The organism is Streptomyces solicamelliae, assembly GCF_045348655.1.
Lineage (GTDB): Bacteria > Actinomycetota > Actinomycetes > Streptomycetales > Streptomycetaceae > Streptomyces > Streptomyces solicamelliae.
The window spans coordinates 50,747-73,711 of record NZ_CP160404.1; the positions used below are offsets into that span (position 1 = coordinate 50,747).

The 22,965-nt window shown below is 68.9% G+C and carries 14 protein-coding genes and 6 pseudogenes; 12 read left to right on the forward strand and 8 right to left on the reverse strand.

From position 1 onward, the window contains the following. Positions 1-28 precede the first annotated feature (28 nt). Positions 29-853: pseudogene (locus ABZO31_RS00260) on the forward strand (IS5 family transposase). On the opposite strand, the pseudogene ABZO31_RS00265 reads toward ABZO31_RS00260, so the two are convergent. Next, a pseudogene (locus ABZO31_RS00265) lies at positions 802-1,086 on the reverse strand (hypothetical protein); the annotation flags it as partial. The pseudogenes ABZO31_RS00260 and ABZO31_RS00265 sit on opposite strands and share 52 nt — an antisense overlap. Before the next feature lie 608 nt (positions 1,087-1,694). Here ABZO31_RS00265 and ABZO31_RS00270 point away from each other — a divergent pair. Continuing rightward, positions 1,695-2,471 (forward strand): hypothetical protein, encoded by a 777-nt coding sequence (locus tag ABZO31_RS00270; protein WP_406858762.1) that lies wholly within the window; start codon positions 1,695-1,697, stop codon positions 2,469-2,471. Positions 2,472-2,621: 150 nt separating this feature from the next. Next, positions 2,622-2,804, forward strand: a pseudogene (locus ABZO31_RS00275) (Ku protein); the annotation flags it as partial. A gap of 163 nt (positions 2,805-2,967) precedes the next feature. On the opposite strand, the gene ABZO31_RS00280 reads toward ABZO31_RS00275, so the two are convergent. Beyond that, positions 2,968-3,513, reverse strand: coding sequence for a hypothetical protein (locus ABZO31_RS00280; protein ID WP_406858763.1), 546 nt, complete (start codon positions 3,511-3,513; stop codon positions 2,968-2,970). A gap of 317 nt (positions 3,514-3,830) precedes the next feature. Between ABZO31_RS00280 and ABZO31_RS00285 the strand changes: the two genes are divergently transcribed. The 5 genes from ABZO31_RS00285 to ABZO31_RS00305 all read left to right on the forward strand — a co-directional run bounded on the left by ABZO31_RS00285 (position 3,831) and on the right by ABZO31_RS00305 (position 11,820). Beyond that, the gene (locus ABZO31_RS00285) at positions 3,831-5,690 is read left to right on the forward strand and encodes a glycoside hydrolase family 15 protein (RefSeq protein ID WP_406858764.1); all 1,860 of its coding nucleotides are present in this window, start codon (positions 3,831-3,833) and stop codon (positions 5,688-5,690) included. After that, on the forward strand, positions 5,687-6,166 hold the full coding sequence (locus tag ABZO31_RS00290) for a hypothetical protein (RefSeq protein WP_406858765.1): 480 nt from the start codon (positions 5,687-5,689) through the stop codon (positions 6,164-6,166). The genes ABZO31_RS00285 and ABZO31_RS00290 overlap by 4 nt, the downstream gene beginning before the upstream one ends. 514 nt (positions 6,167-6,680) lie before the next feature. Further along, complete coding sequence (locus ABZO31_RS00295; RefSeq protein WP_406858766.1) at positions 6,681-8,822, forward strand: SpoIIE family protein phosphatase; 2,142 nt, start codon at positions 6,681-6,683, stop codon at positions 8,820-8,822. A 401-nt stretch (positions 8,823-9,223) separates the two neighbouring features. Then, positions 9,224-10,813, forward strand: a complete 1,590-nt coding sequence (locus ABZO31_RS00300; protein WP_406858767.1) for a restriction endonuclease — start codon at positions 9,224-9,226, stop codon at positions 10,811-10,813. 260 nt (positions 10,814-11,073) lie between these two features. Beyond that, entirely contained in the window at positions 11,074-11,820 is a 747-nt protein-coding gene (locus ABZO31_RS00305; RefSeq protein WP_406858768.1) for a hypothetical protein, read from the forward strand. A 538-nt stretch (positions 11,821-12,358) separates the two neighbouring features. Here ABZO31_RS00305 and ABZO31_RS00310 read toward each other — a convergent pair. From ABZO31_RS00310 to ABZO31_RS00335, 6 genes and pseudogenes are all read right to left on the reverse strand, one after another. After that, positions 12,359-12,479, reverse strand: a pseudogene (locus ABZO31_RS00310) (IS5/IS1182 family transposase); the annotation flags it as partial. 426 nt (positions 12,480-12,905) lie between these two features. Then, positions 12,906-13,492, reverse strand: a pseudogene (locus tag ABZO31_RS00315) (DUF5753 domain-containing protein); the annotation flags it as partial. 913 nt (positions 13,493-14,405) lie between these two features. After that, positions 14,406-14,849, reverse strand: a complete 444-nt coding sequence (locus ABZO31_RS00320) for a CBS domain-containing protein (RefSeq protein ID WP_406858769.1) — start codon at positions 14,847-14,849, stop codon at positions 14,406-14,408. Between the two features lie 265 nt (positions 14,850-15,114). Next, positions 15,115-15,669, reverse strand: a complete 555-nt coding sequence (locus tag ABZO31_RS00325; RefSeq protein WP_406858770.1) for an isochorismatase family cysteine hydrolase — start codon at positions 15,667-15,669, stop codon at positions 15,115-15,117. A gap of 336 nt (positions 15,670-16,005) precedes the next feature. Further along, positions 16,006-17,415 (reverse strand): hypothetical protein, encoded by a 1,410-nt coding sequence (locus tag ABZO31_RS00330; RefSeq protein WP_406858771.1) that lies wholly within the window; start codon positions 17,413-17,415, stop codon positions 16,006-16,008. Between the two features lie 72 nt (positions 17,416-17,487). Continuing rightward, positions 17,488-18,951 carry a Rieske 2Fe-2S domain-containing protein gene (locus ABZO31_RS00335; RefSeq protein WP_406858772.1) on the reverse strand — a complete coding sequence of 488 codons (1,464 nt, stop codon included), beginning with the start codon at positions 18,949-18,951 and terminating at the stop codon, positions 17,488-17,490. 950 nt (positions 18,952-19,901) lie between these two features. Here ABZO31_RS00335 and ABZO31_RS00340 point away from each other — a divergent pair. The 4 genes and pseudogenes from ABZO31_RS00340 to ABZO31_RS00355 all read left to right on the forward strand — a co-directional run. Further along, positions 19,902-20,003 (forward strand): annotated as a pseudogene (locus ABZO31_RS00340) (Tn3 family transposase); the annotation flags it as partial. A 204-nt stretch (positions 20,004-20,207) separates the two neighbouring features. Then, positions 20,208-21,410, forward strand: a complete 1,203-nt coding sequence (locus ABZO31_RS00345) for a PP2C family protein-serine/threonine phosphatase (protein WP_406865220.1) — start codon at positions 20,208-20,210, stop codon at positions 21,408-21,410. 66 nt (positions 21,411-21,476) lie between these two features. Beyond that, entirely contained in the window at positions 21,477-21,827 is a 351-nt protein-coding gene (locus ABZO31_RS00350) for a hypothetical protein (RefSeq protein WP_406858773.1), read from the forward strand. A gap of 53 nt (positions 21,828-21,880) precedes the next feature. Continuing rightward, a protein-coding gene (locus ABZO31_RS00355; protein WP_406858774.1) for an IS5 family transposase occupies positions 21,881-22,812 on the forward strand; the annotation gives its coding sequence in 2 pieces (ribosomal slippage) (positions 21,881-22,216 and positions 22,219-22,812; 930 coding nt in all). Positions 22,813-22,965 lie beyond the last annotated feature (153 nt).

Here is a 22,965-nt window from a genome sequence, read left to right on the forward strand (position 1 = left end):
TCGAAGAAGCTCCGTGATCACTGATGCGATGTGGGACCGGATAGAGCCGCTGCTGCCGGCCGATCCGGTCCACGGTCGGCGATGGGCCGACCACCGCCGAACCTTGGAAGCCATCGCATGGAAGTACCGCACCTGCTCGCCCTGGTGTGACCTGCCGGACGAGCTCGGCTCGTTCCAGACCGCCGACAAGCGCCTGATCAGGTGGCCCGTGGACGGACCTGACGCATCCTCGCCGCAGTTCTGGCAGCAGCCGACGCTGACGCCAACATCGGCTGGACCGTCTCGGTGGACCCCACCGTCTGCCGAGCCCACGAGCACGCCACCGGCGCGAGGAAAGAGGGGGCTCCAGGCCGGGACGAACCTGACAACCACGCCCACGGACGCTCCCGAGGCGGCCTGAGCACGAAAGTCCACCTCGCCAGCGACAGCCTCGCCCGCCCTTTGGTCCTCCGAATCACTGCAGGCCAGGCAGGCGACGCGCCAGTGTTCAAAGCCGTCATGGCACGCATCCGCGTCCCGCGAAACGGGCCGGGAAGACCGAGAACCCGGCCGGACGCCGTTCTAGCCCACGCGCCTATTCGTCCCGGGCGATCCGGGCCCATCTTCGTCGGCGGAGCATCCGCGCTGTCATTCCTCAGCCGTCCGACCAGGTCGGCCACCGTCTGCGGCGAGGCCGCGCCGGCGCTGCCCACCGGCTTTCGATGCCGAGGTGTACAAGCAGCACAACGCGGTCGAGCGATGCATCAACCGGCTCAAACAGTGGCGCGGTCTGGCCCTGCGAACGGACGAGCTCGCCATCGCCTACCAGGCCGCACCCCACGTTGCCGCCATCCTCATCTGGACTCGGTCTTGAGTGGCGAGGAACCTACCCGGAGGCGCTCGCCAGCCATCGGCTCGGGCGCTCACGACCTCGCGCGCTATGTCGACCACGGTCCGTCCGTCGGTCGCCACCCGCACCGTGTCCGGCGGCATCTGCTCATCCAGAATCCGCGCTTTGCGGGCGCTGCCGTCCAACTCCTGCTCCAACTCCGAGCCCAGTTCCCAGCCGGTCAGCCGCTCACGGGCGGTGGCGTCGGACGCGGTGAGCCGCATTCAATGACCTGACCTGTGCATTTGCTGGTCGGCGGGTCTTGAATGCGGCCTTGGGAGCGGCTACGGGTGCCGCTTCTTGTGCCTTAGTTGTGGGGCGGAACGAAGGATTTTTGACGGGTGAAACAGGTCACATCGAGTGGCGCCGTCGGCAAGCGGGCGTAGCCGGGCGCGGCGCACAGGGCACGGCGGTGCCGAGCCGGGCCTGCCGATCAAGATGGGCAAGCAGCCGCCCGCCACGGGGGCTCACCGGTGCAGCAGGCCGATCGCCGTGAAGTGGCTGAGACCGCCGAGGAGCACCACGAGGCAGCCGATGAACATGATCCGCATGGGCCCACGGACGGAAGCGCAGGTCCGCGCCGGCGTTCCGGAGCCACGCGGCAGTAGTCCGCCAACGGGTGAGCAGCGGCCGCGGCCCGATGCGATCACTGGTGCGGAGTGCCATGCGATGTCGGCCACCTCCACGCACATGGGGCGAGACATAGAAGTAACAAATAAAGACGGCAAATGGGTGAATCTGGCAGCTACAGTTGCCAGCCCCGACGGTCCCCTTGAGCGGCTGCCAGAGCCTCATCGCCGTCGGCTCGAACGCCGACTCCCCAGGAATGAGCGTGATCGTTATGTCGCAATTCTCGACAGGACGAGTAGTCAAGGTCATCGCGGACGGCCGCGGAGCGTGGCGGCTGTGTGAAGGGGGTGCCGAGTCGGTACATCGAGATCTCGGAAGTGCCGTGGGGGCTGCCGAGCTGGCATTGACGGGGTACCTGGGCGGCGGGGTCGTCGAGATCCATCACGCCGACGGCCGGGTCGAGCAGCTGAGCCGCTCGGGGCTCGGACTCCTGAGGCCACCTCCGCAAGTCGCCCAGACCTCGCCTCCATCGCCCGACACCCTGCGGGGCGAGTTCGGCCGGGTCCGCCGGGAGAAGAAGTACGCAGACTGGGCGGTGGACCACTTCCTCGAACTGATCTGGCCGGCCCTGCTCACGCTGCTCGGTCCCGTGCTCGCCGGTGCCATGGCCGACGACGTGGCCGCCCAGCGAGGCGTGTTCGGCGTGTTCTGGGCGACGCTCGCCTGGTCCTCCGGGGTCGCCCTGTTCGTCTTCGTCCTGAGCAGGAAGCTCAAGGTAGGGCCCGTTCAGCACTTCGCCATCGCCACCGCGTGCCTCCTCGGCGGGTCCTTCATCGCCGTAGGGATCGGCCACGGCGCATACGGGGTGGAGATCGCGTGGGGGCAATACGGCACAGATCCGTGGGAATGGCCCCTTCCTGTCATCGATGCGGCGATCGTCACCTTCGGGTGGGCCGGTGCCCTCCTGGGCGGGGTGTGCGGAGCCATCACGGGAGGATGGGCGGCGCGCCTCTACGAGAAGGCCACGGGATAGCCGCTGCCCACCGCTCGTCTCCGGGCGTGCACAGGCCGGCCGCTGGCACTCCGCACGTGACGACGATGGTGTTCTCACCGGCCGCCGAGCCCTCCAGGCAGAGCCGTCCTACGCTGGGAAGCCCCACGGGGACCTGTGGGAGGTGCGTCGATGCCCCGGCCGATCTGGAACGGTGCCATCAGCTTCGGGCTGGTGAGCAACCCGATCCACCTGGAACCCGCGACGGAGTCGCATGACATCAGCTTCCGGCAGATCCACACCGCCGACGGCGGCCGGATCCGCTACAAGAAGGTCTGCGAGCTGGACGGCCAGGAGCTGCGCTTCTCCGAACTACTCAGGTTGAACTCGTCTTGTCGTTGGTACTGACGGACCTTGATTCCTCCGTGATGACATCGGAGTGCGATACACGACCGACCCCAGCTCATCGACGCCCGCCCGGCCGAGACCGGGCTGATCACCCCCTGGCCCCGTTCAACCGAAGAAGGTCGCGAATGCATCAGTGAAGGTCGCGTGGTCCGCGCGCGACGAGCGGACGACCGCCGTCGTCTGGCAGGACAACGAGGAACCGCCAGTGGTCGTCCTCAACACTCGCCAATCCGACTGTCGTGGCGGCTGCGAATGCCTCGGCAGCGGGCCCTGCACCGTCGGTCAGCTCATCGAGCCTCGCGTAGAACCTTGCCAGATCTGCGGAGGGGCCGTTGATCCACAAGCGAACCTTCGCACCCTTGTGAAGAGCAGCCAGCAAGTCGTCGCGAGCCCTGCCCTGAACTGCGGCCCGGACTCGGCCATGAAGGCGTTCCTGGGCGCTTGGCTGTGTCGGCACGGTGTCTGCCTCCCGGCGACAACGCCGACACGACTGCAGGGCATCGGGCACGAACAGGTGCAGATAGCGGGTTGTGCGCCGCGCCGCCATGCCGCACAGCGTCCCGCGCGCGCCCACCGCGTGCTCAACACCGGGAACGTCGTTCACCTCGCAGGCGCCGAATCGGGCCGGCTCCCGCGCGGTTGCGAACGACCAGCCATCGTTCGGGGTATCGATCACGCAGACGAGCATGCCACAGCCATCTGACCTCTGGGCGCGCGTCAGCGGCGGTCTGATCGGGGCGGTCTGCAACCGGGGCGATTGCGGGAATCCCCAGGAAGACGGGCAAATCGCGGCGTCATTGTCGGGCGCCGAGTTGCGCCATCCTCTCTTCCTGCGGCCGTAAGGCTGAGTGCCGATCTGTTGCGGCCATCAGTGCCGCAAGGCCCCGCTGGACTGAGGGCTTTCCACACGTCTGCCTGTGGTGTGGGGCCCCAGCCCCGTGCCGTTGGGGTGCGGACCAGGCAGGCGAGCAGCCCGCAGGCGATGGTGGTGTCATGGGAAGCATCAACGGTCGAACGGAAACAAGAAGCGTCGCAAGCCCGTCGGCCGGGGGCCCGCGGTTTGGTGCCTACGCTCCGCTGCGGGACTACGCGGTGATCGGTGACGGTCGCACCGCCGCTCTGGTCGCCAGGGACGGGGCGGTGGACTGGCTGGGTTTGCCCGACCTGGATTCGCCCTCGGTATTCGGCGCTCTGCTGGACGCCGCCCGCGGTGGCCGGTTCACGCTCGCGCCGTCAGTCCCGTACCGGAGCGAGCGTCGCTACCTGCCCAGCACCAACGTCCTGGAGACCACTTTCCGCACCGACACGGGCACGGTCCGGGTTACAGACGCCCTCACGCTCCACGACGAAGCGACGCTCACGCCGATGCGGGAACTGCTGCGACGTGTGGAGGGACTCTCCGGGTCCGTCCCCTTGCACTGGAGCGTGCAGCCCCGATTCGGCTACGGCACCCGCCATACCCGGATCGCCCGACGTGCCGGTGTTCCGGTGGCGACAGCCGGACACGATGCGCTCGCGGTCTGCGCCTGGGATGCCGGCGAGCCCATATGCGCGGAGGATGCCGTCGGCGGGCACTTCGAACTCGCCGGGGGTCGGCACGCACTGATTGCGATGCCGTTCGCCCATCAGGAGCCGCTCGTCCTCCCTACCCGCTCCGACTGCGAGGCGCGCCTGAAGGCGACGTGCGCGGCCTGGCGGACCTGGGCGCATGACCGGCTGTACACCGGGCGGTGGTATCAGGCCGTGATGCGCAGCCTGCTGGCGCTGAAGCTGCTGGTCTACGCCCCTTCGGGTGCGGTTGCGGCGGCGGTTACGGCCTCGTTGCCCGAGGAGATCGGCGGTGAGCGCAACTGGGACTACCGGTTCTCCTGGGTGCGCGACTCCGCCTTCACCCTGGCCGCCTTCCTACGGCTGGGCTGCCCGGCGGAGGCACATGCCTACTTCTGGTGGCTGATGCACGCTTCCCAGCTGACCCACCCCCGTCTGAACGTGCTGTACCGATTGGACGGCGGGCATCGCACCCCGGAGAAGACCCTGTCCTGGGAGGGCTATCGCGGTTCGGGGCCGGTCCGTATCGGCAACGCCGCGGCCCGGCAGGTCCAGCTGGACACTTACGGCGAGCTGATGCAGACGGCCTGGCAGTACGCCCAGGCCATGGGCGGGCTGGACAGGGATGTCGCCCGCCGTCTGGCGGAGCTGGCCGACCTCGTGTGCACGGCCTGGGAGGCGCCGGACGCGGGCATCTGGGAGGTCCGCAGCCCGCCCCGGCACTTCACCCAGTCGAAGATGATGTGCTGGGTGGCCCTCGACCGCGCCGCCGACCTCGCCGAACGCGGCATGATCCCCAGCTGGCACATCAAGCGCTGGCATGCCGCGCGCGACGAGATCGCCGGGTTCATCGAGGGCCGCTGCTTCTCACCCGACCGGGACAGCTACGTTCGCGCCGCCGGCAGTGACGACCTGGACGCAGCCGTCCTGCTGGGCCACCTCTACGGATACGGCGGCGGCGGTCACCGCATACGGGCCACGATCAGCGCCCTGGACCGCCACCTCCGGCACGGACCCTACGTCGACCGGTATTCCGGGGAAGACGGGCTCTCCGGCGGCGAAGGTGCCTTCCTCGCCTGCTCCTTCTGGCTCGCCGAATCCCTCGCCCGCACCGGCAGCCTTCCGCAGGCGATCGCGCTGATGGACGAGCTGATCGGCCTGGCCAACGACGTCGGCCTCTACAGCGAGGAGACCGACCCCACAACCGGCGACTTCCTGGGAAACCTGCCCCAGGGCCTGAGCCACCTGGCGCTGATCAGCGCCGCCTGCGCCATCACCGCCGCGAGCAAGGACACGGCCCGGTGAACGCGTGGGGCACCGCCGCGGGGGCCTTCGTCGGCACACTCGCCCTGACCACCGCACTGCGCGCCGCCAGTGAGCTGAGACTGACCCGCATGGACCTGCCGTTTCTCCTCGGCACGGCGGTGACCGTCAACCGCACTCGGGCCAAGGCCCTCGGCTACCTGATGCACTTCTTCAACGGGCAGATCTTCGCGTTCGTCTATTTCGCCGTCTTCGCCGCCATCGACCGGGCCGGCTGGTGGCTGGGCGCCCTGTTCGGTCTCGTGCACGGCCTGTTCGCCGGCACCGCACTGGTCAACATCCTGCTGCCGCTCGTCCACCCGCGCATGGGCAGCCCCTTGACCAGCGCCCCACAGACAGCGCTGCTGGAACCGCCCGGTTTCCTGATGCGCAATTACGGGCCCGGCACCCCCGTGGTCACCGTTCTCGCCCACATCGGTTACGGAGCGATCGTCGGCGGCTCCACGCTGACGCCGTGACCACGGCCGCCGGCAGAACAGGCTGCGCTGCAGGTCACTGGCCAGTCCCTCCTGGATGCCGTGACCCACCGTCGGGCGTACTGTCCGAATATGGGCGACGTTCGGTGTGAGCGGTGCGGTGCCCTGCTCGAGCCGATGGCTCGTGACCGCCGGCACCGCCGTCCCGCGCACCGGCAGGCGGCCTGGCGGGCCCGGCGACGGTGGCAGCGGGCGGCCGAAGCCCGCGCCATGATGGCAGAGGCCGGCACCGATCTGCTGCTTCAGGCCCAGGCAGTGGCGCAACGTGCGCGGGAAGCGCTCGCGGTCCGTACGGCGGGCCGGCACGGCACCACCGTCGCCACGGTCCCGGGTTTGACCAGACACCTCGTGCGGGCCGGCGTGCTGCCTGACCGGCGCGCTGGAGCCAGCTGGGCGCAGGTCGGTGCTGCCCTGGGTATCACTGCGGCGGCCGCCCGCAGCCGCTTCGCGCGCACACGGGGATCCTCCTCCGTCGGCACCGGGCCAAGGTGAGCGCATGCGCGATCCGGCCGAATCCGCCGCAGCCCAGGACGCCGCCTGCCTGGAGGAGCTTGATGCCGTCCTGGCGGAGGTCATGCGCGACACGGTCGCCTCGGTTGGGCTGCTCTATCTCCGGGCGCCCGGTGAGCAGCTGCTGCGCCTCGCCGTGGCCTCTGGTGCTCCACTGCAGATCACCGCCCCGTGGTCACGGATCCCGGCCGACGCGCCGATCCCGGTGGTGGACGCGATACGTCAGCGGCGCCTGGTGTGGCTGGGCAGTCAGGAAGAGGTCGCGCGCCGTTACCCCCGGCTCGGGCTCGTACTGCCGTACGACTTCATGCTGGCTGCCGCCCCCATCACCAGCGCCACCGTGGTGTGGGGTGGTGTCGTCCTGCTGTGGCCCGTCTGGCATCCCCCGCAGCTCAGCCAGCGCGAGCGCGAGGCGATCACCGCATGCTGCCACCGCGCGGGGCAGATGCTGCAGCACGCCGCCGAGACGGGCCAGCCGTTGGTGCCGCCGGAGGAACCCCGCCTGCTGTCACCGCCGCCCTCCCGCAAGGTTGATCCGGCAGAGGCGCTGGCCGCTCTGGAATTCACCGAGCGCCTACCCGTGGGCTGCTGCGCGCTGGACCTCGACGGCCGGATCACCCTCATCAACCCTGCCGGCGCCGACATGGTCGGCGCCGAGGTCGCATCCCTGGTCGGCAGGCGCCCCTGGGAGGTGCTGCTGTGGCTGCGTGAACCGGTCTTCGAAGACCGCTACCGGGCCGCAGTCGTCACCCGCCAGCCCACCTCGTTCACCGCCGTGCGCCCACCGGACCAGCCGCTGACCTTCCAGCTCTACCCGGACCGCCGCGGCATCAGCGTGCAGATCACCCCCGCCGCGACCGGAGAAGCTACACCCGCCACCCAGGGGCAACACCCACCATCAGCGGCGGGGCCGGTGGGGGCGATGGCGCTGTACCACCTCACCCATCTGGCCGCCGCCCTCACCGAGGCTGCCGGGGTCGGCGATGTGGTCAACCTGGCCGCCGACCAGATTGTCCCCGGCTTCGGACCCAAAGCCCTCGCCCTGATGACCGCGGAAGAAGGCAGGCTGCACATCACCGGCTACCGCGGATATGCGGCCCACCTCATGGACCGCTTCGACGCGGAACCTCTGACCTCCGACACCCCGGCCGCCCGCGTCCTCGCAACCGGCAGGCCCAGCTTCTTCGCGACCTTCGCCGACCTCAAGCGCGCTTACCCTCCGGCCGTGCACCAGGACGAGATGGCCGCCTGGGCCTTTCTGCCCCTGATCGCCTCCGGTCGCACCGTCGGCTCTCTCGTCCTCGCCTACGACCACCCCCGCCCCTTCCCCCCGGCAGAACGCGCCCTGCTGACCTCCGTAGCCGGGCTGATCGCCCAGGCCCTCGACCGCGCCCGCCTGTTCGACACCAACCAGCAGCTCGCTCACACCCTCCAAACCGGCCTGCTGCCCCACACACTCCCGGCCATGCCCGGCATAGACGTCGCCGCCCGCTACCAGGCGGCTGGCGGTCGCATCGACATCGGCGGTGACTTCTACGACCTCATCCGCTGCGATGCGGCCACCGCGGTCGCCACCATCGGCGACGTCCAGGGCCACAACATGAACGCTGCCGCCCTCATGGGACAAGTCCGCACCGCCGTCCACGCCCACGCCACCGCCGGCACACCCCCCGGTGAAGCCCTCGCCCGCACCAACCGCCTCCTGACCGACCTCGACCCCGGCCTATTCACCAGCTGCCTCTACGCCCACCTCGACCTCGCCCACCACCGCGCACACCTCGCCACCGCCGGACATACCCCGCCCCTCCTACGCCATCGCGACGGACACACCGACGTGCTCGACCTGCCCCCGGGACTCCTCCTGGGCATCGACCCGGACGCGGAATACCCGGCCATCAGCATCCCGTTCCCGCCCGGAGCCCTACTCACCCTGTACACCGACGGACTCGTCGAAACCCCCGGCACCGACATCGACGACGCCACCACCGACCTGGCCAGGCAACTCACCGAAGCCGGCCACCAGAGCCTGGATGCCCTCGCCGACCTGCTCCTCCGCCACGCAGAACGCACCGCACCACGCAATGACGACATCGCCCTGCTCCTCGTCCGGGCGCAACACGGTCCCTGAGCCGCCCAACACTCGCCCACCTACCTGGTCACCTTCAGACTTGACGGAATCACTGTCGGTGACGGGTTCTCGTGGTGCGGCCGACTATGCGGATCCGCCGTTCAATTCTGTCGCCTCTGTCGTCAAAACGGCTTGGCCAAGCGGCTACTAGCGGTGACAGGGCTTCATCGTGCCGGGTGCTGCCAGCCTGTCGGCAGTCGCTCCGGCTGCAGGGTCTGCTGGTGGCCGAGACTTGGCTGTCGCCAGGGACTCCGGCGAGGATCGTGCACTGGAGCCGTCGCCTGCCGAGCGCGAACCGGCGGAGGATCACAGTCCACGGCCTCTCATGTCGCCGCCCGACACCCATACAGGAGTACGGGGCGGCGCGAGCCAAAGCAGCCATGCTCCGAGCGAGTCAGGCCATGACTGTCGCATCGGGGATTGCTTTTCCTGTGATGGGGCATCTGTTGCCCTTTGACCTTGACGGGGGGCTGGGCATGGCTCGTAGGAAGTCGTTGGCGGCACAGCTGCTGCAGGCATACCAGGCCGGCAAGAAGGAGAAGGCTGCCGCTGCCAAGCGGGCTGAGGCGGAGTTGGCCCGTCAGGCCCGGGCTGCCGAGCGTGAGGCCGCCGCGCGGGCCAGAAGAGAAGCCCGCGAGGAACGCGAGGCGGCGCAGGCGTGGGTGCGTGCTCAGAAGGAGAAGCAGGCACAACAGAGCGCCGAGTCACGCAAGGCCGAGCAGATCGTTCGGGACCTTGAGAAGCGGCAAGCGGCGCGGGCGAAGGAGCTTGAGCAGAAGCGGCGAGCCGACGCCCGTGAGCAGGCCGCGGCGGAGCGGCAGGCGAAGCAGCAGACTGTGGAGGCTCTGCGCCAGGAAGCCGCCGAGCGGACCGCAGACGTCGAAAAGCGGATCGAGGCCTTGGCCTCCGTTCTGGGCGCCCGGCCCGGTGGGCTTCACGGACTGCGGCTGCAGGTGGAGGAGACGCTCAGCGATGGGGATCTTGATGGGTTCGCGGTCGGTGTGGAGGCGGCTCTTGGTTCCATCGGGTATCCGGCAGGGATCGGTGGCGAGCGGAGGGCGGCGTTCGCTCCGGAATCGCGGGAGCTGATTTTGGAGATCGAGCTGCCGGCACAGGCAGTGATTCCTTCAGTCATGCAGTACCGGTTCAAGGCCTCCGCTCCCCCATCTGTGGTCCCACAGCCGCGCAAAGAGGCTGAGTGCAGGGCTCTGTACCGGGATCTGGTCGCCCGTCTCGCGCTGCGGGCGATCGACGAGGCTTTCGCTGTGACGCCGCCATCGCTGGTGGACGGGGTCGCGTTCATGGGGAAGGTCCACGCCAAGGACCGCGCGACGGGACAGGCGATCGAGCCGTGTCTGGTGAGTGTGCGGGTGAGCCGGGAAGGCTTCGACGAGCTGGTCCTGGACGAGCCCGAGCTCGATCCGGTGGCCAGTCTTCGCTATCTCAACGCGATCGTCTCCCAGCACCCTTACGACCTCGAGCCGGTTCCTCCTGTCGTCACGTTCGACCTGACTCGATACAAGATCGCGCCGGAGCGGGACGTCGTCGCAGGACTCGACAGCCGGCCCGACCTGGTGGCGATGGATCCGATCGACTTCGAGCACCTCATCCGGCGGCTGTTCGAGAAGATCGGGCTCAAGTCGTGGGTCACCCAGGCGTCCCGGGACGACGGCATCGACGCCGTCGCGGTCAACGAGGAACCGCTCATCGGTGGACTGTGCATCATCCAGGCCAAGCGCACGAAGAACGTGGTCTCCGCGGAGACGGTACGGTCGGTCGCAGGAATCGTGAACGACAAGAGCGCCTCGAAGGGCATCGTGGTCACCACTGCGTGGTTCGGAAAGGCCAGTTGGGACTTCGCGCCGCGAAACCGTGTCGAGCTCATCGACGGCCGCCACCTCAAGTCGCTACTCCTGGAACATCTCGGCATCGATGCTCTGATCGGCTTGCCCAAGCTCCCGCCCGGCTGGCAGACACGCGACCTCAGCTGAGGGTGGCACTCGCTTCCGTCCAGTCCCCCGTCTTCCGTGATCACCGGCGGCTGGCGCACGGCACGCCAGGCTTCAGGCCCCCGGCCCCACGGAGTATCTGCACGGGCCTGTTCGCGGGTGCCCGGACGCCTGGGCGCGGTACGCATCAGCGGACTGTTCTCGTTGCTGCAAGACGCTGTTGACGCTCCATCAACGACCTTCGATATTCGGGTTGTCGTTCCATCGGCTGGCACGGCCGAAGGGTGAGGGGGAGGATGCGAGTGAGCGTGGTCGAGCTGGTGGCAGTGGCCCTGGTCGGTGGCGTGGTCTGGGCCGTTTGGAGGGTCGTCCAGTACCCGGGCGGCTGGAGTTTCGCCTTCGCTCCGGTTCACAAGACAGACCGTGAGAATCTCGCCCGGGCACGAAACGACGTGGCCAAGGTCCGTGGCAGGGTGCGCCAGGAGGCATCGGACGCTCAGAATCGCCTCACGCGGGCCGAGCGAGCCTACAAAGACAGGGGCCAACTGGCGGAGCGTGAGTTGGAGCGGCTCCGCCGAGCGGGCCGTGGCGCCTTCGCCGCGCGGCTCGGGAAGGTGTCGCTTTACGAGCACGTCGCCATCTTTGAAGAGCAGGAGATTCCGCTCGTGGGCCTTGCCGTGCAGTTCGACGCGGCCCGGAGTACGAGCACGGCCTACATCTACCTCAGATCGTCCGATGGCCTTGCAGAGCTTGCGGAGTTCGACGGCGCCGAGTTCCCCGAGGAGGATGTTCGCCGCTTCAGCGTCCGCATCGAGAAAGCCGTCTCTGTCGAAGAGAAGTTCCGTCGACGGCAGGCGGAGTCGATCCGGAAGGCCGAGGCCGGCCTGGAGGAGGCCCGGGCCGACACGGCAGCCATGGACGCGGCTCGGGCAGCGCTCGAGAAGGTCACTGCACGGCACGAGAACAGCGCCGAATTGCGCAAGGTGCTGGCGGAGCTGGAGACGGCGTTCGATCGGTGGGAGGCGCTGACCGGACGTCGCCCCCGCTGAATTCCACGTACGTCGGCAGAGGTGCCGCGCAGCAGGACGTCCCTGCTCGGCGCGGATGGCCGTGCCGCAGCGGACGGGACGAGGATCAATGAGTCACTGCGACTGGCTGATTCGTTCAGGCCGGCGCCTGGAGCTGACTCAGTCGTTCAGGTTCGGCCCTGCTGGAGTTCCTTGCCCCGCTGGAAGGTGAAGGTGCGTTCCAGGGCTGGCAGGAGGGCGGGGTAGGCGGCGGAGGCTGCTACGGCAGTGGTGACGACGGCGGGGGAGTTGAGCCAGGACTGCAGGCCACACCCTGGAGCACCTGCCAGATCCCCGCCGACGAGATCCTCTCCTGCAACGAACCCGTGCGAAGGGAAGCACACCTTCGGAGAGCTCCTCGACTCCCTGGACGGCACGCCCGCAAAAACGAAGCCTCCTGACCGATCTGCCTCACCGGGTCACACACCGTCTGTTCAAGCCTCTGCGGCATGACCTGGCGCCCTGCGTTCGCCGCGCGTGCCCGGCGCAGAGCGGCAGCCTCGGTTGCCGCAGCCTGGCGCCGCCGCTGGGCGCCGAGCCTGCTCGATCGAGGACCGAGCCCGGCGGTGTTGGCGGAGCTTGGCGGACAGGGAGCGCAGGGCAGAGCTGGACACGTCGACGCCCGACGGGTACACAAGCACAGGAGGCCTCTGGAGGAGACGGATTTCTTGGTCAAGACCCGTCTAGCAGGGGCTTCACCTGCCTGTCAGCCCAAGTGGCCTACTCAGTTGCCGGGTTGGAGTCGATTCAGTTCCTCAAGACCCAGGTCGACGGCCTGCTCGCGACGGACTTTCTCCACCTCGACACCATCGGCATCCACTGCTTGTGCGCCCTGCTCGTCAAGGCATCGTGGGAGCCATGCCGACGGCCGCCCCTCGGCATCGGAGTCCGCCGATCATTCCGGGCGACAGTCCGGACCAGCGGGTGGCACCATGCGGCCATGTGCGAAGACTGTCTGGTTGTGCGTGCGCACATGAGGCCCACCTCTCGGCTGTGGTCCGTCGGTGTTTCGACGCTACGGACGGCGGGGGCAGGGCCTCAACAAGGTTACGGGTAGCTGCGCGGATTCACCCCAGGGTGTTGGCTGCGGTGCGGATGAGGGCGCGCGCCGCGTCACCGTGGACGGCCATCTGGGCCAGGCCCTTGAAGGTGGCTTTGGCATAAGTCGGCGAGTTCGCGGGGCTGGCGGACGTTGATACCGGCGGTGAGGGCCTCCACGACGGTGTGCTGGTCGCTGTAGAGGTGGAACGCCTCCAGCGGCCACACGGTGCGCGGGACGCCGGTCGGGATGATGCCGAGGGAGACCGACGGCAGCGGCATCACGGTCAGCAGGTGAGCCAGCTGGCCGGCCATCGTCTCGGCTGTGCCGATGCGGAAGCGCAGCACCCACTCCTCAATGAGGACGACGAAGCGGTGGTCGCCCTCGTAGAGGAGGGCGGAAGCGAGCAAGTCGTGCGGCGACGGCTTCGGCGTCGTCGTCGGGGATGCCCTGGAAGTCGATGAGGGAGCGCATGAGGGCACTCGCATAGTCGGCGGTCTGGAAGAAGCCGGGGACGACGTTGGAGACGTAGACGCGGCAGTTACGGGCGGCGGCGTTGCGGGCGAAGACGTCTTCCTGAGCTCGACGCATGCCAGCGCGGTGCTGGCGGCGCCAACGGGGGTCATTTTTCAGAGACTGGCGACAGAGTGCTGCCCGCCGTGAAAACAGCCGCGGAACCATCCAAACTGTGGTGGGGCACCGCCCTGACGATGGCCGTTTTCGGCGGGCACGCGGAACGCAGAGCCGCAGCGGCGGGCGTTGCATGCTTACTGCGCGACTCCTGTCGAACGCGGTGTGCACGCAGCTGTCCAACCGGCACCGACCGCCGGAAGAGCGGATCCCGCACGATGAGGTCGAGGACCGGCCGGACTCGTCCTCCTTGCCCTCCGGCCACGCAGCCGCAGCGGTGGCTTTCGCGGCCGCCACCTCGCTCGGGTGGGGAGCGGTGGCAGCCGCCCCAGCCGTCAATGGTGGCCATCGAGCGCCTAGGCGCCAGAGCGCACTACCCCAGCGACGTTGTGGCCGGTACCGCCATCGGCCCACCAGCGCTTGGCTGATCTACCAGTCGGGCGGCTGTCGGCCCGGGCGAAGTGGCAATCGAGGCAGGGCTGACGATGGTCAGAGGCATGGGCCCTCGCACATCCGACAGGTACGGGAGCGCACTGAGTGACGCGGGGACGGGTCGGCCAGTTGCCAGCTGCATCCTGACCAGACGCGCGCGAGGAGAAGCGTTCGATGGGCAGAGCGGCAGCAACGCGACTGGGGCGTCCCGATCATGTACGAGTTCCAGGTGCAGGGATCCGTCCTCGGCCAGGTATTGACCATGGATCCCTCTGCCTCCCCGGGCCCGCCCCCTGCCGGAGGACGCCCTGGAGTGAGAGCACGACAGAGGGCGGCATGACCATTTTCGGCTAGAACGCGCCGTACGGACAGTTCAGGGCGCATATCAGACGCCGAACCACTGGCACCGGCAGAGGCCCCGCCCCCATCGTGGGGAGCCTCGACCGAAAGCCGGGCCAGCGGGTTCTCAGTGGGCGCCCGCGTAGATACGGCTCGCGAACTCGGCGATCTGCTTGTCGGTGAGGTTCTGGGCGAGGTTCGCCTCCGAGATCATTCCACAGAGACGGTGGCCGTTCTGCACGTCGATCACCGGCAGGCGTTTCACCTGGTGCTCCTCCATGACGTGCAGGGCGTCCGTCGCCGACGCCTCCGCGTCGATCCAGTGCAGCTCACCGCCGAGGGAACCACACTCGACCTGGGCCGGGTTCCGTCCGTCAGCCACACACTCGATGACGATGTCCCGGTCGGTGACCATGCCCTTAAGTCTGTCGTCATCACCGCAGATGGGCAGCGCACCCACCCGCATGTCGCGCATCATCCTTGCCGCGTCCTGCAGGGACTGGCGCTCACCGACGCACTCTGCGCCGGCCGTCATGATGTCGCGGGCCTTGAGCGGCTTGTCCTGTGCCATGATCGCTCCTCCCGTCGTGGCCACACAGGTGCATACAGGCCATCGCACCACGCATGCCCGACGTCTGCCATGGCTTTGTTTCACGACTCCGGGTTCTGGCACGATTTCGGAAGTCGTGCCAGAACCCTGCGACGTGAGCAGAGCGCCTGCCACGCCGCTCAGCCGCGCCGGACGGTGAATAGTGCGGCACCGATGGTGCCAGCAGCCGCAGCCGCCGTGAGCCTCGTCGAATGGGCCGGGCCGGCCGGCATCGTACGCGCCGGGATCAGTCTGATGAGGCGTCCTCGAAGGTGATCTCGCCGCACGGGCGGAGCTCGGCCGCCATGTTGCGTTCCATCATGCGCAGGGCCGCCTCGGCGAGGCCGGCATCGATGTGGGCGACCGCGCCGAGGGCCACGATGACCTCGAGGTGCCGAATGTGGGCGTCCAGTGCCGAGTAGAGCACGCACTGCTCGGTCACCTGCCCGCACAGCACTGTCCGTTGGACGCCGAGCTGGCCCAGCAGGTAAGCCAGGGGCGTTTCGAAGAAGACGGAGTGCCGTGCCTTGACGACGAAAAGGTCGTCTTCCTCAGGTGCGATCGGCTCGACCAGGTCGGAGTACCGGCCTGCGAGGGCGGCTTCGAGGATCTCGCCGTGGTGGGAGCGCCAGCGGCCGAAGTTGTCGTTCACGTAGATGACCGGTGCCTGGGTATCCCGCGCTCGCTTGAGGAGCGTCCCGACGCCTGGAAGGGCTTCGCGGACCGACCGCATCAGCACCTCGGCGTCCTCGTGCTCGTAGGTGTTCAGCATGTCGATCACGATGAGTGCTGTCCGACCCATGTCGCCGCCTCCGTCACACCGGGCGCCTGCCCGCGCCGCGAGGCGCCATTCGCCCCCTCGGGCGTCCGGTCGGCGAGGTCGTGAGCGGGCCGAGGCTGCGCTTCAAGACGGGGCCGCACTCAGGGCGTGAACGCGGATCCGCGGACCACCAGTGATGGGCATCCATGGCGAGGGTGGGGCTGCGAGGAGACAGGCAACCCAGCTGACGACGGTGAGGTTCGGTCTCCCAGGCAGACCTCTGCACGACGCGGGGGATTCGCCAGGTTAGCCGTGCTGTGGCGGAGCCTGCCCTATCCCAGCTCGCCGATCGCGGCCAGGCAGGGGAGGTCACCCGCCTCACAAGGGCCCCGGCAACCACGAGCACGACGCCGCGCCCTTGCTGCGGCACCCCGACCTGCTCGAACCGGTCGCTCCACCGGGAACTGCTGCTGGCCCTCTTGGACAACGAGAACGCCGCTCGGCCTGGCCCAGCACCGCCCATAGCCCCTTGGCATGCTCAATGCCTGCGCCGCATTGCCTGGTGGGACCGGCAGTCCATCGTGCGCGGCGACGGGATGTCCGGGCTGGTGGCGTACGGTCGGTCGGCTGACCGGTGGGACCGTACCGCCGACGGGCACGGCGGCGCCCATCGGCAACGCGGCCCGCGCGACCCGGCCCGTACGCATCCGGATCGGGTCCAGCAGGCGGTGGCTGTGAGTCGGCCCCGAGGCGCGCGATGAGCGCTGGCGGCCGCAATTGGGCGCAGCTCAGGGGCGGACGCGGATTACTCGGCCACTCCTGCAGCGTTCCGGGCCCGGCAGGGGGCGGGCTCGCTCCGTCCGCGAGGGACTGCTTGACGAGGCGGGTGTGCATCGTCTCCAGAGCCTGGGCTTGTCTCTGGGCGCGGTGGATCAGGGAATCAAAGCGGTCAGGATCGAGCCGGGGGTCGGTGGGCGCGAGGGTGCGCAGCGAGCGCCAGCACGCCTCCTTGCCCTCCACGCCGAGACGCATGGCCTCCAACTCGATGACATCGCTGAGCGGGGAGCGGGACAGGAGCCGGCCGTTGAGTTTCAAACGCCCGGCCCTCTCCAGCACGAGCCCCAGCGCTGCCCGGCCGCGACGCGGTCGGACGCCCAGCGCCGACATCGTCCCGCGCAGGCTGACCCGGTCCAGCCGTACTTCCTCAGCCAGGTCCTCCAACGCGGGCCCGAGGGGACGACCGCGGTGCACCCGCGCCATACGACGTACGAGGGCGAGACCAGACGTGGAGCCGGAGAAGTGGTCGTTGAGATAGACGTCCAAGAGGTGCGGGTCAGTGTCCGAGACGGCAAGGGGCGCCTGCCCATTGGCTGGGTGGCCGGGCTTCGGTCGGGCAGCGACATGCCCGCTGAGGGGCGAGTGGTCACTCTGCGTCGCAAGGCGGCCGGCTCGCGCCCAGGCGATCAGCCACGTGATCTCCTTGGCCACATCCATCAGATAGGCGGGGCTGATCCGGCCTCTCGGCACGTACATGACGTCGACGGCCAGGAATGTCAGAGCGGTCCCGATGCCCGTGCGCCGGGCATGGCGCATCCCCTCGACGGTCGGAGCGGCCCGCAGCATGCTCAATCCCGAGGCTGCCAGAAGGCCTGCAGAGGCTTTCTGGAGCCAGTCGTCGGTCTTGGGGCCGTAGACGCGTTCGAAGGTGCGCAGGGACAGGAGGGGCCAGAGACCTCCAGCCACGTTGAACAGTCCTTGCGCGCGGGCCACACTCACTGGCGCGACCATGGCCTCTCCTCTCGTTCTGGCGTCGGGCCACGTGGGCGCCGGACGCGCACAGGCACGTACAGGCGGCCGGGCTCACGGGCCGCCTGTACTGCGGAAGGCGTCCTTCGCGCGGTCCATGAGCGCGGCGAAGGGCCCGATAGTCCACTGCGCGGCAGTCGAACCGGCGGCCGCGGGATGAGGGTGCGTGGGGGCTACGCGTTGCGCCATGCGCAGGCGGCGCCCCATGGACCTGCGCTCGTCGATGTCGCACCGGGCGCCGATGGCGGAGAACTCTTCGCGTTCCTCGTGCTGCGCGTGGTCATCGACGGCCTCCTGAAACGCGATGAGGCGGGCGTTGAACTCCTCGCTGTGGACGTCGAGCTTTTCCAGTTCGGCGAGCGCCTCGTTGGCGCTCGACTCCTCCTCGTTGCGAGCGTCGGCTTCTTCCTTGCCGACGACGCGCTTGGCGACGGGCCGCAGGATCATTTCCTCGGCGGCCTCGTGGACAGCGAGCAGGCCGCGCAGTTCGTCGAAGAACCGTTGCTTCGCATCGCCGTCCGCGTCCAGAGTCTCGGCGAGGAGCCGCCGTATCCGTTCGTGCTGTTGGATCAGTTGCTCCAGGATGTCGTCCTCCGCATCTGCCGAGTACCGAGAGCTGGTCGTCGCGCTGCTGCTGGTCGTGTCGGTTGTCGCAGGAGATGTTCGGTTTCTTTCGCTGGCGTGGTAGCGGGAGGGAAGGCGTGCTTCGAGCCGTCCCTCGACGGTGCGTGTCTCGAACGCGGGTTGAGGCGCGGTGGCGGGACCGGTCACATTCCAGCCGTCGGACAGACGGAAGGTGCTTCCGTGCCAGGGACAGCGGACGCAGGAGTCGATCACCGCGCCTTCAGCGAGCGGTCCACCCATGTGGCTGCATCGAGCGGACAGCACATGGACCTGCCCGTCCGACAGCCGGACGATCACGACGGGAATCTCGCCGATCTGCCGCTGCCGGGGCAGATCCTCAGGAAGGTCCGCCACCTCGCCAAGGTCATGCCAGCCCGGCTCCACCAAAGCGGGCACCTCCTCGGCGTGGTTCGCTCCCGCCGCCTGCCGGTACGCCAGGTGGCCGCCGAGGGCGCCCCCGACCCCGATCGCGGCGAGGCCGCAGAACGCCCAGGCCTCCCCACGCAGGTGGCGGCCCCGGCACCGGGCCGCGAACGAGTTCGCGTAGCAGGCCACGCCGGTGATATTGGCGGCCGCGTGGAGGAGCCCGACGCGCATCTGCGGTCGGCGCAGCTCGGCCCAGTCGGCCCACCCGGACAGCGCCGCCGGCGCCGCCCCGGCCAGTCCCGCGCCGACGAGGACGCGCGCCGCGCGGTGGTGGCCGGGCAGTAGGTCGAGCACAGCGGCCGACAGCCACACCCCGATCGGGAACTGCACCAGCAGGGGGTGGAGCGGATGCCCGAGCCACCGCCCGTGAAGCACGTCCCGGACCGGGCCGAGCGGCAGGCCGCGCACGGTCCTCCGCAGGATGACGACGGCCCAGTCGGCGCGGGGGGAGTTCTCGATGCGGTCCATCACCGACAGCACACGGCCCGGCCCTCGGTTCGAGGGAAAGGCCGGCCGGGCCTGGGCACGGCGTGTTCCATGGATGTCCATGGCAAGCGTGTAACCCCTGGAGCGCAGCCAAAACGGGCCCCGGCGAGCCGCTACACCCGGCTGAGCCCTCACCGGCCACACCGCAGCCTTGTACGCGGTGACGTCGGCAGTACTTCCTGACGGACGCACGGTCGCCATCACCGGGGATGGCAAGGGCGAGGTGCTCACATGGGAGCAGCCGATTCCATCCGGAATCACCGTGCCCGGCTCTTGGGGGCAACTCTCGCTTCGACCGACAGAGGCATCGTCGTGGGATACGGACACGACGTTGCCTACCTGAAATGGTGCACCGCCTTTCCACCACAACCATCGGATCGGGCTGGAGACTGAACGAGTCAGCCCGCTGGCCCCGAGAATGCCCATCCCACTCCCCCGTTCCTCGCGGATCACGCACCTGCAGACCGGCGGCCTCTCACACTTCCGACGACGCACCCTCGAAGCACTCTGCCCACAGCGGACGTCGGGTCTGGGTCAGGTTCGGGTGACAGGTTGAGTCAGGCGGCAGCCATCCCTGCTTCCTCCGGTCGATGGCCTTTGGGGTCTGCGGCGGCGGGTGCGGGCAGCCTTGCATCAGATCGGGCAGGCCGCTGGCCAGGAGAGCCGGTAGTGCGCGGCGCACGCAGGCCAGATGGTCTTCGCGGGTTCCTTCGGGCGTGGGGCCGACCCGCGCGCGGTTCGGCGCCGCTTGGGGCGGGGCGGCTGAGGTGGGTGCAGTTTGCAGATCTGTAGGCCCTGTTCTCGTACTAGCTACGGGCCAACGGCCATGTACCGCTGCGTGAGTGGTGTCGTCGTTTCCCCTCGCTGGGCACCTCGTTGAGCTGCACGAGTGATCTCGGTCGGGGGCGGAGGAGTACGGAGTGCGGCAGGACGAGGTCGCCTCGATGATCGAAGGCGTGCTGCGGCACTGCGCCGACATGGAAGTGGACCGGCAGTACACCGACACCCATGGGGCGTCCATCGTCCGCTTCGCCCCCCAAGCAGTTGGACAGCGCCTGCCACGGCACGGCCCGGGTGGTGGACCTTCGAGCATGCCGGCCAGGGCCCCCTCCTGCCTGCGCACGGCGCCGGGGGTGCTGCCGCCGTGCATGTTTCCCGCGAGGCGGGGCCGCCTACTGGACCGGATGGGTTCAGACTCGAAGAAGGGGCCGGGAGAGCGAAGGGCCGGTGAGCGGCGTATGACGCAGGACCTGGGTCCCACGCTGGCCGTGTTTCTGGAGCGCGCGCATACCGCCTCCCCGCTGCAGGTGGCCCAGCTGGTCGAGGAGACCGCCCGCGGTCTGGGTATGGCGTCGGCGACCGTCTACCTGGCGGATGTGCAGGAGGAGCAGCTGGTGGCCCTGCCCGGCACAGGTGAGGGCGGCGACGTGCTGGCGATCGAGGGGACGGTGGCCGGCTGGGCCTATCGGACCATGTCGCTGCGGCTCGCACGCCGACGGCCTCTGGCGGTGTGGCTGCCGCTGGTCGACGGCATCGCCCGCATCGGCGTACTGCGGATCACCGCTGACCAGCTCACCCCGGCCGTGCTGGACGGCGCCGGGCAGCTGGCGGCTGTGACGGCGCTGACGATCGTCTCCAAGAGCGGGTTCAGCGACCTGTTCAGCCGTACCGCCCGTCGGCGCCCGATGACCACGGCGGCGGAGATGGTATGGGCGTTCCTGCCTCCGCGCACGCTGGGCACCGACACGGTCACCTCCAGCGCCGCGCTCGAACCGGCCTACGAGATCGGCGGAGACGCCTTCGACCACGGTCTGGACGATGGCCACCTGCACCTGACAGTGGTCGACGCCATGGGTCACGACCTGGCTGCGGGGCTGGCCTCGGCGATCGCCTTGGCGGGCTGCCGCGCCACCCGCCGCGCGGGCGGCACCCTCAGCGACATCACCGACCGGATCGACCAGGACCTGCACCAGTGGCAGCCCGGCGGCCTGCTCACAGGCGTCTTCGCTCACCTCGACCTCGGCACCGGACAGCTCGCCTGGATCAACGCCGGCCACCCCCCGCCGCTACTGATCCGCGCCCAGCACGTGATCGAGGGGGGGCTGGAAGGCGACGGCGAGCTTCCGCTCGGCCTCGGTCCCGACTACCCGCACTCGCGGACCGTGCACCACGCCCAGCTGCAGCCAGGCGACCGGATCCTGATCCACACCGACGGCGTCACCGAGGCCCGCTCCCTCGATGGGCGGCCCTTCGGGGAGAGGCAGCTCGTCGACTTCGTCACCCGCGCACTCGCCGCCGGCGAGCCCGCTCCCGAAGCCCTACGCCGCCTCGTCCACGCCATCCTCGACCACCACCACGGCCGGCTCCAGGACGACGCCACCATCATCCTGGCCGAATGGCACCCTGCCCAGGACGCGGTCCCGCGCACCGACGACGGCTAGGACTTGTCCGGCCGATCATGTTCGGAGCCGGAGTGGATCTATCCTGAGCGGCCAGGGAGGGGTGCTGTGGAGCGGGATGTTCAGTTGGTGCGGGACTTGGTGGCGGCCTCGCCGGGCTTCGAGGACCTGTTTGATGCTCACGTCTTCAACGAGCACGGTGTCCTGTCCCACGTGTTCTTCTGGGATGTCGTTCAGGAGACCGTCGCGTCGTTCCTCGGCGGGGATGAGACAGACTGGCGTGTCACGCTGCGGTTCCTGGAAGAGCAGCTTCGGCTCGACGTCCCCGAAGTGACCAAGGTGATTGTCACCTCGTTCCTCTTCAGTCTGCCGTGGCCGGACCAGCCCGGATACGGCCTTGTCAACCACCTTGGTCCCACCATGAGCGCGCGGTTCGCCGCGATCCGACCATCCGGTTAGGACCTGTCCGGTCGCGCTGGTGACCACTCCGTGTCCAGCCCGTTGATGGGGGCATGGGGCGGGGTGATCTGACGGATGTCGAGTGGGAACAGCTGCGGCCGTTCCTGCCGGTCAGCAACAGGCGTTGTGGCCGGTGGCGGGATCACCGGCAGGTGATCGACGGGATTCTGCACCGGGTGCGGACCGGCGTGCAGTGGCGTGACCTCCCTGAACGGTTCGGGCCGTGGAAGACCGTCTACGAACGGCACCGGCTGTGGTCGGCCGACGGCACGTGGGAGCGTCTGCTCCAGCAGGTCCAGGCCGCGGCCGACGCCGCAGGCGAGATCGACTGGGACGTCTCGGTCGACTCCACCATCGTTCGTGCGCATCAGCATGCGGCGGGTGCCCGCACCGACCCGCCGCCGGCCCTCGCTTCAAAGGGGGCCGAAGGGCCAGAACATCAGGACGAGACGCCGTGGCAGAGCCTGTACGCCCGCCTGGTGGAGGTGGTGCTGGAGGCGAGGGCCTGGGCCGCTCGAGGGGCGGGTTCACCACCAAGATCCACCTGAGCGCGGACGGCCGCTGCCGCCCTCTGTCTTTGATCGTCACACCAGGTCAGCGGGCGGACTGCACACAGTTCAAACCGGTGCTGGAGAAGGTCCGCGTCCCGAAGATCGGGCCGGGCAGGCCCCGCAAGAAGCCCGACAGCGTCGCCGCCGACAAGGCATACAGCAACGGGCCCTGTCGTGAGTACCTACGGCGCCGAGCTATCCGGCACACGATCCCGGAGAAGGCCGACAGCCAGGCCGCCCGCCTACGCAAGGGCTCACGTGGCGGGCGGCCACCCGGCTTCGACGAAGAGCGGTACAAGAAACGCAACACCGTCGAGCGCGCCATCAACCGGCTCAAGCAGCACCGGGCGGTAGCCACGCGCTACGACAAGCGCCGCTACGTCTACCTGGGCACCGCCACCGCCGCAGCCCTCACCATCTGGCTCCGCACATGATCGGCCGGACAAGTCCTAGGTGCTGTCGTCAAATGTCACGCCCGCATCAGGAGTGAGGCGAGGGTGACGGCTGCTTCGTAGGACTGGGCGGTCTTGGCGTACCGGGTGGCAATGCCGCGCCGCTGCTAAGCGGGTGGTACGGGTGCCGGCCAA